This window comes from Bradyrhizobium sp. MI1.7 (assembly GCF_055811795.1).
In genome coordinates, this window is record NZ_JBVVPO010000071.1 from 6544 (window position 1) to 18968 (window position 12425).

At 64.7% G+C, this 12425-nt stretch carries 11 protein-coding genes; 6 read left to right on the top strand and 5 right to left on the bottom strand.

The window, feature by feature from the left end:
* Nucleotides 1–214: 214 nt before the first annotated feature.
* From AC0L3X_RS38535 to AC0L3X_RS38555, 5 genes are all read right to left on the bottom strand, one after another.
* Nucleotides 215–1267 (bottom strand): amidohydrolase family protein, encoded by a 1053-nt coding sequence (locus tag AC0L3X_RS38535; RefSeq protein WP_063980807.1) that lies wholly within the window; start codon nucleotides 1265–1267, stop codon nucleotides 215–217.
* A 111-nt stretch (nucleotides 1268–1378) separates the two neighbouring features.
* On the bottom strand, nucleotides 1379–1900 hold the full coding sequence (locus AC0L3X_RS38540; protein ID WP_063986059.1) for a hypothetical protein: 522 nt from the start codon (nucleotides 1898–1900) through the stop codon (nucleotides 1379–1381).
* Between the two features lie 65 nt (nucleotides 1901–1965).
* The gene (locus AC0L3X_RS38545) at nucleotides 1966–2781 is read right to left on the bottom strand and encodes an MBL fold metallo-hydrolase (RefSeq protein WP_063980808.1); all 816 of its coding nucleotides are present in this window, start codon (nucleotides 2779–2781) and stop codon (nucleotides 1966–1968) included.
* 105 nt (nucleotides 2782–2886) lie between these two features.
* Entirely contained in the window at nucleotides 2887–4413 is a 1527-nt protein-coding gene (locus AC0L3X_RS38550) for a hypothetical protein (RefSeq protein WP_063980809.1), read from the bottom strand.
* Nucleotides 4410–5159 carry an ABC transporter ATP-binding protein gene (locus AC0L3X_RS38555; protein ID WP_063986060.1) on the bottom strand — a complete coding sequence of 250 codons (750 nt, stop codon included), beginning with the start codon at nucleotides 5157–5159 and terminating at the stop codon, nucleotides 4410–4412. The genes AC0L3X_RS38550 and AC0L3X_RS38555 overlap by 4 nt, the downstream gene beginning before the upstream one ends.
* 262 nt (nucleotides 5160–5421) lie before the next feature.
* Between AC0L3X_RS38555 and AC0L3X_RS38560 the strand changes: the two genes are divergently transcribed.
* The 6 genes from AC0L3X_RS38560 (at nucleotide 5422) to AC0L3X_RS38585 (ending at nucleotide 12225) form a co-directional block, all read left to right on the top strand.
* Nucleotides 5422–6297 (top strand): branched-chain amino acid ABC transporter permease, encoded by an 876-nt coding sequence (locus tag AC0L3X_RS38560; RefSeq protein WP_014498442.1) that lies wholly within the window; start codon nucleotides 5422–5424, stop codon nucleotides 6295–6297.
* Nucleotides 6298–6302: 5 nt separating this feature from the next.
* Nucleotides 6303–7454, top strand: a complete 1152-nt coding sequence (locus AC0L3X_RS38565) for a branched-chain amino acid ABC transporter permease (protein WP_028148665.1) — start codon at nucleotides 6303–6305, stop codon at nucleotides 7452–7454.
* Nucleotides 7451–8209 (top strand): ABC transporter ATP-binding protein, encoded by a 759-nt coding sequence (locus AC0L3X_RS38570; RefSeq protein ID WP_063980810.1) that lies wholly within the window; start codon nucleotides 7451–7453, stop codon nucleotides 8207–8209. Before AC0L3X_RS38565 ends, AC0L3X_RS38570 begins: the two co-directional genes overlap by 4 nt.
* Nucleotides 8210–8212: 3 nt before the next feature.
* Complete coding sequence (locus AC0L3X_RS38575; RefSeq protein WP_063980811.1) at nucleotides 8213–9001, top strand: ABC transporter ATP-binding protein; 789 nt, start codon at nucleotides 8213–8215, stop codon at nucleotides 8999–9001.
* Between the two features lie 104 nt (nucleotides 9002–9105).
* Nucleotides 9106–10944, top strand: a complete 1839-nt coding sequence (locus tag AC0L3X_RS38580; protein WP_063986061.1) for an AMP-dependent synthetase/ligase — start codon at nucleotides 9106–9108, stop codon at nucleotides 10942–10944.
* Nucleotides 10945–11025: 81 nt separating this feature from the next.
* Nucleotides 11026–12225, top strand: coding sequence for an ABC transporter substrate-binding protein (locus AC0L3X_RS38585; RefSeq protein WP_063980812.1), 1200 nt, complete (start codon nucleotides 11026–11028; stop codon nucleotides 12223–12225).
* Nucleotides 12226–12425: the final 200 nt, after the last annotated feature.

Here is a 12425-nt window from a genome sequence, read left to right on the forward strand (position 1 = left end):
TGCGCGTGCTTGGGGGCGGCGGCGGGCCGGCCCCCCCCCGGGCCGGGGGGGGGGGGGGGGGCGGGGGGGGGCGCCCCCCCCCCCCGCCTCGCGCCGCCCCCCCCCCCCCCCCCCCCCCCCCCCCCCCGCGCCCCGGCCGCCCCCCCCCCCCCCCCCCCCCCCCCCGCGCCCCGGCGCGGGGGGGCGCCCCCCCCCCCCCCCCCCCCTCTTCTCGTCATGACGGCAGTTCGAGCCGGTAGACATCGCTCGCCGTCTGCGAGAACAGCGCCGTCTTCTCGGCCTCGCTCAAGGGCGCCGCGATACGCTTGAACGCGTTGAAGATCACCTGGTAGCTGCACTGGCCCTTGTCCGGCGGGAAATTGCTCTCGAACATCGCGCGCTTGGGGCCGAACGCCTCGATGCAGGTCTCGACATAGGGCCGCCAGGCCGCGGCAAGCTCCTCGGATGACGGGGGCTTCGCGCGCAGATGGAAGTCATAGCCGAGCAGGCACATCGCGAGCCCGCCGAGCTTCACCGAGACGTTCTCGCACTTCGCGATCTCCTGGATCGAGGCGCGCCATTGCGGAAACACCTCTTCGCGCCGCCCGGCGAAGCGACCGACGCCGGCCGGGCCGCCGCAATGGTCGAGCACGATCCTGGTGTCGGGAAAGGCGCGCGCGAGCTCGGTCAGCTCGCCGATCTGCGGGTGAAACAGCCAGGCATCGAAGCTCAGGTTCAGCGGTGCGAGGCAGGCAAAGCCTTTGCGGAAAGTAGGATCCCGCAACAACCCCTTCGGCCGATTGGCATACATGCCGGCGACGACAGGGTCTTCGTCCCAGGCCGAGGAATGCCTGATGCCGCGGAAGCGGCCGTTGCCCGCCGCGATCTCGGCTTCCAGCACCGGCTTGGCGGCATCGCCGAGCAACAGGTTCACGTGGCTGACGATGCCGGCGCAGATCGCGGCCGTGCCGTAGCCGCCGCTTGCGCTCATGGCGGCGACGCCGTTGGCGAACTCGACTTCGCCGACCGGCCGGAATGCCTCGGGCCCGTGCGCGCGATACATCGAACGGCAGTCGACATAGACGGTGGCGATGATGTTGTGCCCGGAGGCGATATCGGCCGCCATCTCCTCGATCAGATAGCGCTGCCCGCGATCCCAGAGATGGTGATGAGGATCGACGATCGGCCGCAAGGGATCGATGATCTCCTCCTGATATTGCGCGAGCCAGTCCTCGCGCGGCTCGACGAATAGCCCGCTCGTGTTGGCGGGCACACCGCTTGCAGCCATCGGCATTCGCTCCCTTTATTTTTTGTGGGGGGAGCCTAGCACCTCGTCTTCGCATCCAGCTGCGCGTGCTGCGCAACCGCACCCGTCATCGCGAGCACAGCGGCGCCGTCGTTAGCCCTTGCGCCGCTTCGCCCTCACATCGACCACAAGCCGCCAATCGGCGGCGGCTGCCGGCTTCACTTCGCCGAGCCAATGGAAGGAATCATCGGTAATCTTTGTGAAACTCCAGCGTGTCAGGTCGCCCGCATCGGTCGTACCTTCCTGCACGATGTCCGCGCCGCGCGGGCGGCCGATCTGCTGGCGGAACACGCTACGACCGGGATCGAACCAGGAAATCCGCCATGCGGAAATGGAGGGGTCGTAGACCCGTAGCGTCGTGCCGTACCAATTGCCGGCGATCGGAAACGCCGGCGCAGCCGCTGGGCGAGGGATAATCCAGACATCCTGAACGGCGCGGCCTTCCAGCACCCAGCCGAAATGGATTTCGCCGGGCGCGGTGTGCGTGGTTCCATCGGGGCCATGAGCGGTGATCCCGGCATCCCAGTCGCCGACGAAGCGGCCATAGAGCTGGAGCGCCGCCGCGTGCTCGGGGTTCGGTCCGTCCGCGTACAAAAGTCTGGCAAAGTCTGTCATGTCGATCTCCCGTCGCGAGGAGATCAGCACGACCGAACGGCAATCGACTTGGAGAAAATTGCGCGTCACACGCCGTCGAGGATGATCACCGTCGGCGTCGTCGGCAGCGCGTCCCGCGACATCCGGAAGGAGCGCTCGCTGCGCCGGTCGATCTCGAACTGCCGGCCGATGAGGTGCATGAACTCGTCGAGCGGGGTGGCGAAGCGATGCATCGGCAGCACCACAGAGGCGCGCAGCCGCTTGGTGATCTCGGAGACGCCGTCGAGCGACATGGTGTAGGTGCCGTCGATCGGCACCATCACGATGTCGAGCCGCCCGATCTGGGCGAAATGGGTTTCGTCGAGCTTGTGGTGGAGATGGCCGAGATGGCCGATGCAGAGGCCGGCGACCTCGAAGATGAAGATCGAATTGCCGTCGCGGATCATGTCGGTGCCGGAATCGTCACCGAAATAGCGGCGGATGTCGGTTGTGACGTTGCGGATGAAGGTGTCGCCGATGCGCTCCGACACGACGGCCGGCTTGCCGTCCTCGCCCCAGCCATGCAGCACATGGGGAATGCGCTTGTCGGGAAGTAAAGAGTAGTGGGTGCTGTGCGCCCGGTTCATGGTGACGATATCGGGCAGACGTCCGACCTGGTAGGCGCCGCTGTAGTCGGTCGCGATGCGCAGGCCGCCCGGCGTGTCGATGAAATAGGTGGAATGGCCGGCATAGGTGATCTGGACTTCAGCCGAGCCTGCGGCCTGCCGGAAGGCGGCCGGTATTGCGCGGGGCGCGCCGTTTGCCATCGCCAGGCATTCGCTCCGCTGAGGTGGCTGCTGGGCGAGAGCAGGAGAGAGGAATGCGCCGAACAGCGCCAGAGCCGCTGAAACCAGTCGCCGCATGAATCCGTCCCCGATGACTTCGGAAGAAGTCTAGCGTGCAATGCAGCGCGTGGCCAATAGGCCGCGATCAACAGCGCGTCAGTGTCGCAGCCCTACTCACGGCGTTTAGTTGCGCCTTGGGCTGAACTTCCAGGTGATGGCGATGAGGCCCGCGGTGATCAGGCCGCTGATGAGGCCGGCAAGCGGCAGCGCGAGCAGCAGCGCCGCGCTGGCGGCCCAGCCGATCGAGGAGAAGGCTTCGGCAAAGGTTGCGAGCCGCGACGAGGTCTGGCGGCGGCGGAATTGGCTGCGCCGGGCCTGCACCCGGAACCAGAGCTGGATCGCAGTCGCGGACGCCGCGCTGATGATGACAGCCGCGGCACTGACCGCGGCCTGGAACGGTGAGGCGAAAGCGAGTGCCGCGATCAGCGGGCAGAAGATGGCGGCGATGGCGATCAGCACGACCTCGATCTTGGCGCGGATGACGCTGGACGGCGTCAGCGGTGCGGTCGCAACCAGGTCGGGCGCGTCCTCGCCCGAGATCGTCAGCCAGGCGAGCCCGCCCGCGAGCTGTCCTGCCGCCATCACGATGACGGGTGTGATCAGCGTCAGCGCAGCGGAGCTGTCGGCAAAGTTGCGCCAGAGCAGCAGCGCCGGCGGCACCAGATAGAGCAGCTGCATCAGCGTCTGCGAGATCAGCCAGGGATCGCGCCAGAGCAGCGAAAATTCCTTGCGCCGCAGCGCCTGTTGCCGCGATCCGCCGCGGAACGGGCGCTGTTTCGCGGCCTTGCTGCCGGAGGCGCCGTAAGCGGCGGCATCGATCGCGGTGTCGGCAAAGCGGTGCGAGAACATCGCCATGACGCTGCCGAGCAGCACGAGCCCGAGCGCCAGGAGCAGCAGCAGCGCCTCGCTGTCGCCCATGGTCGCCCGCGCCGGCCACCACCAGATGCTGTCGACGTCGGGCGCGTAGGCGGCGAAGCTGCTCGAGGTCAGGATGGTGAAGCGCGACAGCGTGCCATAGGACATGATCGCGGCGACCTGGAGCGCGATCACGAAGCCGGCGCCGATCATCGCGGCGAGGACCTGGGCGACGAAGCGCGTGCGCGCCGGGCCGATCAGGCGGAACAGCAGGATGGTGACGGCGATCGCGATCGCCGCGGCCGAGAGGCCCATGGCGATGACGACGCCGAACGCCGCAAGCCAGCGCGCGCCGCCGCCGATCACCAGCACGTCGATGAACGGCGTCGAGAACAGCAGCGCCATCACGGTGACGGCCAGTGCGATCGCGGCGATGCGCACCGAGAACAGATTGGCCAGCGTCGCGGGCGAGGACATCATCAGGTCGAGATCGGCGCGGGCGTAAAACACCCGCGTCACCGATTCGATCGCCTGAGACAGCATCAGCGTCCAGGCCAGAAAGATCGTCGCCGAGATCACGATCAGCGAGGATTTGTCGAGCGGCAGCTGCAGGTCGGCGAAACGGCCGATCACAGCCCAGGCCGGTACGTGTAGGAGGGCCGCGAAGAACAGCAGGCCGATCATTGCAGCGCGCGCCCGCTTGCGCCGCCCGCCGGTCATCATGGCGAACCATTCGCGCCAGGCGAGCCGGAGCTCGTGGCGGGCAAACCAGGAGAGCGCGGTTGCCGAGCTCATGCGGCTTCCGGAAGCGTCACCAGCGCGATGAAGAGATCTTCCAGGCTGGTGTCGGCATGGCCGTTCTGCTGGCGCAGCTCGGTCAGCGTGCCCTCGGCGACCAGACGGCCCGAGGCGATCACGCCGATGCGGTCGGCCATGCGTTCGGCCACCTCGAGAATATGCGTGGTCATGATGACCGTGCAGCCGGCGCGGACGCGCTCGCTCAGCAGCCCCTTCACGTGGCGGGCGGAAACGGCGTCGAGGCCGGTCAGCGGTTCGTCGAGGATGATGAGGCGGGGATCGTGCACCAGCGCGCCGGCGAGAGCGACCTTCTGGCGCATGCCCTTGGAAAAGCCTTCGCAGCGTTCGTGCCGGTGCGGCTCGAGCCCGAGCGAGGTCAGTAGGTCCTGCGCGACCGGTTCCGAGGCCGACGGCGCGATGCCCCAGAGCCCGGCGACGAATTCGAGGTACTCAAGCGGCGTCAGCTTGTCGTAGATCATGGGCTCGTCGGAGACCCACGCCATCAGCTGCTTGGCGGCGACGGGATTTGCGAGCGCATCGATGCCGAAGATCGAGACCGCGCCGGCATCGGGCCGCAACAGGCCCGCAACCATGCGCAAAGTGGTGGTCTTGCCGGCGCCGTTGGGGCCGACCAGCGCATAGAATTCGCCGGCGTGAATGGTGAGATCGAGGCTGTCGACCGCCAGACGGTCAAAACGCTTCGTTAACCCCAGGACTTCCAGCGCCGATCTGTCCGGCTTCATGACGGCCACACCATCCGGTTTTGCATCGCTCGCGACCATGATCCCAAGATGTTTCGGCACCGTGAATATACGGCCCCCAAATTCCGCCATCCGGTTGCTACTAATGGCAAGTCACCGTTTGTTGACAGCGCTGGACGGTTCAGGCTGAATTGCTGCCGGGACAAATGGCGCTAACGCGGCGAAACGACCGCGTAGCGACTGGACACAAGATGCAGCAAGGCGGTCGCGAAGAGCCGCTGTTGTATCGGGAGGTTGCGCGGCGATGCTGGATTTCGTTCAGCAGCTGGTCAGCGGTGTTGCGCTCGGCTGCGTCTACGGCCTGATCGCGCTCGGCTTCGTGCTCGTCTACAAGGCCACCGAGGTCGTCAATTTCGCCCAGGGCGATTTGATGATGCTGGGCGGCTTCTTCGCCTTCACCTTCATCGGCATGATGGGACTGAACTACTGGATCGGCTTTGCCGGTGCGGTGGCGGCCATGGCGCTGTTCGGCATGCTGGCGGAGCGCGTGGTGGTGCGGCCGATCCTCGGCTATCCGCAATTCTCCATCATCATGGCCACCATCGGCCTCGGCTATTTCCTGCGCTCGGTCGCCGGGATGATCTGGGGTACCGACGATCTGAAGATCGAGACGCCGTTCAGCCACGGCGTGCTGCGCGTCGGCTCGCTGGTGCTGGCCTATGACAAGCTCTCGGTGATCGCCGCGACGATGATCCTGTGCGCGCTGCTCTGGCTGTTTTTCAACAAGACCACGCTCGGCACCGCGATGCGCGCCAGTTCCGAGAACATGCTGGCGGCCTATTACATGGGCATCCCGGTCAAGCGCGTGGTGTCGGTCGTCTGGGCGATCAGCGCGGCGGTCGCGACCTGCGCCGGCGTGCTGCTGGCGCCGATCACGTTCATCCATTCCAATGTCGGCCTCGTGCTCGGCCTCAAGGCGTTTCCCGCCGCAGTCCTCGGCGGCTTTGGCTCGATCCCCGGCGCGGTCGTCGGCGGCGTGCTGATCGGCGTGATCGAGAGCATGGCCGGCTTCTATCTGGCGGAGGGCTGGAAGGACGTCGCGCCCTATCTCGTGCTGCTCGCCGTACTTCTCTTGAAGCCTGAAGGCCTGTTCGGCCTTCACGTCCGCAAGAAGGTCTGAACGCCATGCGCTTCCTGTTCAAGACCGACTATGAGGACGACATCAAGCTGTTCCCGCATTCCGGCTACGTCGTCTCCTACGGCATCCTGCTCGCGCTGCTGCTGATCGCGCCCTATGTGCTCTCCAGCTATCTGATGAGCCAGCTCGTCTTCGTCTGCATCTACGCGACGGTTGGCGTCGGCCTTCTGATCCTGACCGGTTTTACCGGGCAAGCCTCGCTCGGCCACGCCGCGTTCCTCGCGATCGGCGCTTACACGGCGGCATACTTGCAGAAATATAACGTGCCGTTCCCGGTCTATTTCCTCGCTGCCGGTGCCCTGACCGGGTTGATCGGCGCGATGGTCGGCTTTCCCGCCCTGCGTCTGACCGGCATCTACCTCGTCATCGCCACCATCTCCTTTGCCCTGATCGTCGAGGAGATCCTGGCCCGCTGGGAGAGCGTCACCAACGGCAACGAGGGCATGCGGGTCAAGACCCTGTCGCTGCTCGGCGTCACGGTCCCGCGCGACAGCCCGACTTTCTATTTCCTCTGCCTGGCCGTGCTGGTGTTGACCATCGTCGGCACGCTCAATCTGCTGCGCTCGCCGACGGGGCGCGCCTTCGTCGCGATCCGCGACAGCGAGACCGCGGCGCGCAGCATGGGCGTCAACGTCGCGCTGTACAAGGTGAAGTCCTTTGCGATCTCGGCGGCGATCACCGGCTTTGCCGGCGTGCTGTTCGCGCACAAGCTCTCCTTCATCTCGCCGGAGATGTTCACGCTCCAGCTCTCGATCGAGTTCATCATCGTGATCCTGATCGGCGGCACCTTCAGCCTGCACGGCGCGGTGCTGGGCGCGATCTTCATCGTGATGATCGACCCGTTCCTGACCTATCTGAAGGACGACCTGCCCGGCATCATCGCCGGCATTGCCGCGACGTTCGGGGCGGGTCCGGCGACTGCGGGCAATATCCAGTCGAAAGTCGCGGCGTTCGCCTCGCTCAACGGATTGAAGGGTGCGATCTACGGCATCATCATCGTGCTGTTCGTGCTGTTCGAGCCGCTCGGGCTCTACGGCCGCTGGCTCAAGATCAAGCTCTTCTTCCAGCTGTTTCCGCTCTACAAGCGCGCCACCTTCAAGCGTCAGAAGATCTACGTGAAGTCGGAGCGCAACCGATGAGCTACTTTCGCGCGGAGAACCTGTCGCTGCATTTCGGAGGGCTGAAGGCGGTCGATGCGGTATCCTTCGCGGTCGAGAAGGGCGAGATCCTCTCGATCATCGGACCGAACGGTGCCGGCAAGAGCTCGATCTTCAACCTGATCTCGCGGATCTACCGGCCGACCACGGGCCGCATCTTCTTCGAAGACCAGGACATCACGGAGCAGCCGCCCTACGACATCGCCAGGCTCGGCATCGCGCGAACCTTCCAGAACATCGAGCTGTTCGAGAACGCGACCGTGCTCTCCAACCTCCTGGTCGGCCGCCACCGTCACTCGACCACCCGGCTCTGGCAGGAGCTGCTGTTCCTGCCGAGCGTGCGGGCGAACGAGAAGGTGCATCGCCGCAGGGTCGAGCAGGTGATCGAGTTCCTCGATCTCGAACCCTATCGCGACAAGCTGATCTCCGGCCTGCCCTATGGCGTGCGCAAGGTGATCGAGCTCGCACGCGCGCTGTGCTCGGAGCCGAAACTGATCCTGCTCGACGAGCCGTCCTCCGGCCTGAATGTCGAGGAGACCGGCGACATGTCTTTCTGGATCCGCGACATGAAGAACGAGCTCGGCGTCACCGTGCTGATGGTCGAGCACGACATGTCGCTGGTCAACCGCGTCTCCGATCGCGTCATCGCGCTGAACTATGGCCGGGTGCTGGCGATGGGGTCGCCCGCCGAGGTGCAGCAGCATCCCGATGTCGTCGCCGCGTATCTGGGAGCCTGACGCATGGACGCCGCCGTCACGCCCGACATCATCCTGAAGCTATCCAACATCGAGAGCTATTACGGGCCGATCATGGCGATCCGCGGCATCTCGCTGGAGGTGCCGCGCGGCCGCATCGTCACCCTGCTAGGCGCCAACGGCGCCGGCAAGACCACGGTGCTGAAGACGATCTCGGGCATTCTGGATCCGCAGAAGGGCACGATCGAATTCATGGGCAGGTCGATCCAGCGCATGGAGGCGGACCGGATCGTGCGGCTCGGCCTCAGCCATGTGCCGGAGGGGCGCGAGGTATTCCCGTTCCTCTCGGTGCGCGAGAACCTGATGATGGGGGCGTATCCGCGCCGGGATCGTGATGGCGTCGCGGAGGATCTGGAGCGCGTCTACGGCTATTTCCCGCGGCTGAAGGAGCGCATCAACCAGCCGGCCGGCCAGCTTTCCGGCGGCGAGCAGCAGATGCTCGCGATCGGGCGCGCGCTGATGAACCGGCCGACCTTGCTGCTGCTCGACGAGCCCTCGCTCGGCCTGTCGCCGCTGCTGGTGAAGGAGATTTTCACCATCATCCGCCGCGTCAACGAGGAGCAGGGCATGTCGATCCTGCTGGTCGAGCAGAATGCCAAGGTGGCGCTGGAGACGGCGCATTACGGCTACGTGCTGGAGATCGGCCGCGTCGTGATGAACGACACCTGCGACCGCTTGATGCATTCCCAGGACATTCAGGAATTCTACCTTGGTGCCAAGGAGGCGGGCGCACGAGGCGAGCGGCGCTGGAAAAAGAAGAAGACTTGGCGCTGAAGATTTGGCGCTAGGAGAAGGCGTTAAATGGATTGGCCCATCCGCAACAACAGACCGCCGGCAAGGCAGGCAGCGGAGGGGAGAGCGACAAGGAGGAGACGCGCATGGCCCGACCGGCGGTGCTGACGGTCGCTGATACGATCGCGAAGAGCTTCTTGCGCGCCGCCGAGACGCGGGGCGACAGGCCGGCTATTCGCGAGAAGAAATTCGGCATCTGGCAGCCGACCAGCTGGCGCGAGTGGCTGGAGATCTCGAAGGAGATCGCCTACGCGCTTCGCGCCTCCGGCTTTCTGCCCGGCGACGTCGCCTCCATCATCGCCAATGCCGTGCCGGAATGGGTTCATGCCGACATGGGGATTTTGTGCGCCGGCGGTGTTTCCTCTGGAATCTATCCGACCGATGCATCGTCCCAGGTCGAATATCTGGTCAACGATTCCCGGACCAGGGTGATCTTTGCAGAGGACGAGGAGCAGCTCGACAAGGTGCTCGCCTGCCGCGCGCGCTGTCCGTCCCTGCAAAAGATCATCGTGTTCGACATGGAGGGCCTCAGCGGCTTCTCCGACGACATGGTGATGTCGCTCGACGAGTTCCGTGCGCTCGGCCGCAACCACATGGTCGGCCGCGAGGAGCTGTGGCAGGAGATGATCGACAGCCGCAGCGCGGACGACCTTGTCATCCTCGTCTACACCTCGGGCACCACCGGTCCGCCCAAGGGCGCGATGCACGCGAACCGCAGCGTCACGCATCAGATGCGGCATGCCAACGATTTCATCTCGGCGCGGGAGGACGAAGACCGGCTGATCTTCCTTCCGCTCTGCCACGTCGCCGAGCGGGTCGCCGGCTACTACATCTCGGTCGCACTCGGCTCGGTGATGAATTTCGCCGAGAGCCCGGAGACGGTGCCGGACAATCTGCGCGAGGTGCAGCCGACCGTCTTCTTTGCGGTGCCTCGCGTCTGGGAGAAGTTCTATTCCGCGATCACCATCGCGCTGAAGGACGCGACGCCGCTGCAGCAATGGGTCTATCGCCGCGCCATCAAGGTCGGCTATCGCATGGTCGATTGCCGGATCGAGGGCAGGGCGCCGCCGCTCTCGCTGCGCATCGCCAACGGCATCGCCTACCGGCTCGCGTTCCGCAACATCCGCCGCATGATCGGGCTCGACCGCTGCCGCATCGCGTTCACCGGCGCTGCGCCGATCGCGCCGGAGTTGATCCGCTGGTATCTCGCGCTCGGCATCGACATGCACGAGGTCTACGGCCAGACCGAGAATTGCGGCGTCGCGACCATGATGCCGGCGGAACGCATCAAGTTCGGCTCGGTCGGCACTGCCGTGTCCTGGGGCGAGGTCGCGCTGTCGCCCGATGGCGAGATCCTGATCAAGGGCGACTTCCTGTTCATGGGCTATCTGAATCAGCCCGAGAAGACCGCCGAGACCATCGACCATCGCGGCTGGCTGCACACCGGCGACGTCGGCACCATCGACAACGAAGGCTTTGTCCGCATCACCGACCGGATGAAGGACATCATCATCACCTCCGGCGGAAAGAACGTTACGCCGTCCGAGATCGAGAACCAGCTCAAATTCTCGCCCTACATCTCGGATGCCGTGGTGATCGGCGACAAGCGGCCCTATCTGACCTGCCTCGTGATGATCGACCAGGAGAATGTCGAGAAATTCGCCCAGGACCACGACATCCCCTTCACCAATTATGCGAGCCTGTGCCGCGCGGCGGAGATCCAGGACCTGATCTGGCGCGAGATCGAACGGGTCAACGGCAATTTCGCCCGCGTCGAGACCATCAAGAGATTTTACCTGATCGAGCGCCAGCTGACCCCGGAGGACGAGGAGCTGACGCCGACCATGAAGCTGAAGCGCGGCTTCGTGAACAAGCGCTACGCTGCCGAGATCGAGGCGATGTATCGCCAGCGCGCGGTGGCGTGACGAGCCTGCCAGTTCGAGAAAGCGAAGGAGCTGTGGCCCCCGCCCTTCGCACCATACGGGCCCAAAGGAGAGGAGACGTCAATGTCGAAATCGTTCAGTACGTTCGGCCTTGCTGTGAGCGCCGTGGTGCTCACCTGTCTGCCGGCCGCGGCGCAAACCAAGGTCACCAACGATGGCATCTCGGCATCCGAGATCGTCATCGGCACCCATCAGGACCTGTCGGGGCCGATCAAGGGCTGGGGCGTGCCGGTCTCGAACGGCATGAAGATGGCGGTCGAGGAGATCAACGCGGCGGGCGGTGTCCAGGGCCGCAAGATCAAGCTGGTCGTCGAGGACTCGGGCTACGATCCGAAGAAAGCGGTGCTGGCTTCGCAAAAGCTGATCGAGCGCGACAAGATTTTCGCGATGGTGGGTCCAATGGGATCGCCGACCGTGCTCGCTGCGCAGGATATCTTGCTCGACGCCGGCGTGCTTCAGCTCTTCCCGCTGACGGCGGCCGAGTTCACCTTCAAGTTCGATCCGGCCAAGCCGCAGGAGAGGCTGAAGTTCAACAACCTCCTGCCCTATGTCGAGAGCACGCGCGCAGCGCTCAAATACATGATAGAGGCAAAGAATTTCAAGAAGCCGTGCATCCTGCATCAGGACGACGAGTACGGCAAAAACGTGCTCGACGGCTTCAACCAGCAGCTCACCGCCATGAAGCTGCAGCCGGCCTCGATCACGAGCTACAAGCGCGGCGCCTCCGATTTCAGCGCGCAGGTCGCCAAGATGAAGTCCGACGGTTGCGACCTCGTCGTGCTCGGCGCGGTCCTCCGTGAGCCGATCGGCACGATGGGTGAAGCGAAGAAGCTCGGATGGGACGTCACCTTCCTTGGCGCCACGCCCGTTAACGTGCTCGAAGTGCCGGCGCTCGGCAAGGAAGTGGTGGAAGGCTTGTATTCCGCCTCGAACTTCGAAATTCCCTACGAAGACACCGCGAAGGGAAAGGTGAAGGACTGGCTCGTCAATTACAAGAAGATGTTCAACGCCGACGCCAACACCCAGGCGATCATCGGCTACAATGCGGTGATGACGTTCGCGCATTATGCCAACAAGGCTGGCAAGGATCTCACTGGCCAGAAGATGCTCGACGCGCTGGAGTCCGGCGACAAGTTCCAGGATATCTTTAATTCGCCGCCGACGGTGTTCTCGAAGACCAACCATCTCGCCACCACCGTCACCCAGGTGCAGCAAGTGAAGAACGGCCGCTGGGTGCTGGTGAAGGATAATCTGATGTTTTGATGGCTTCGCTCTTGCGGCGCTGACGGTGCACCCTCTCCCCTTGTGGGAGAGGCTGGCTTCGCGTGAGCGAAGCCGGGTTCGGGGTCTCTATCCTCATGAATGGTCGTGCGAGTGGAGAGAACCCCTCATCCGGCGCTTCTCCCGTTGGCGCCACAAAAAACCCAAAAGGGGGAAAGTATAAAACAAACCACCGGGGGGAA

Coding starts and splice junctions, on each gene's coding strand:
- AC0L3X_RS38575 (WP_063980811.1), top strand. CDS start 8,213: ATGGACGCCGCCGTCACGCCCGACATCATCCTGAAGCTATCCAACATC.
- AC0L3X_RS38570 (WP_063980810.1), top strand. CDS start 7,451: ATGAGCTACTTTCGCGCGGAGAACCTGTCGCTGCATTTCGGAGGGCTG.
- AC0L3X_RS38560 (WP_014498442.1), top strand. CDS start 5,422: ATGCTGGATTTCGTTCAGCAGCTGGTCAGCGGTGTTGCGCTCGGCTGC.
- AC0L3X_RS38535 (WP_063980807.1), bottom strand. CDS start 1,267: ATGGCTGCAAGCGGTGTGCCCGCCAACACGAGCGGGCTATTCGTCGAG.
- AC0L3X_RS38555 (WP_063986060.1), bottom strand. CDS start 5,159: ATGAAGCCGGACAGATCGGCGCTGGAAGTCCTGGGGTTAACGAAGCGT.
- AC0L3X_RS38580 (WP_063986061.1), top strand. CDS start 9,106: ATGGCCCGACCGGCGGTGCTGACGGTCGCTGATACGATCGCGAAGAGC.
- AC0L3X_RS38545 (WP_063980808.1), bottom strand. CDS start 2,781: ATGCGGCGACTGGTTTCAGCGGCTCTGGCGCTGTTCGGCGCATTCCTC.
- AC0L3X_RS38585 (WP_063980812.1), top strand. CDS start 11,026: ATGTCGAAATCGTTCAGTACGTTCGGCCTTGCTGTGAGCGCCGTGGTG.
- AC0L3X_RS38540 (WP_063986059.1), bottom strand. CDS start 1,900: ATGACAGACTTTGCCAGACTTTTGTACGCGGACGGACCGAACCCCGAG.
- AC0L3X_RS38550 (WP_063980809.1), bottom strand. CDS start 4,413: ATGAGCTCGGCAACCGCGCTCTCCTGGTTTGCCCGCCACGAGCTCCGG.
- AC0L3X_RS38565 (WP_028148665.1), top strand. CDS start 6,303: ATGCGCTTCCTGTTCAAGACCGACTATGAGGACGACATCAAGCTGTTC.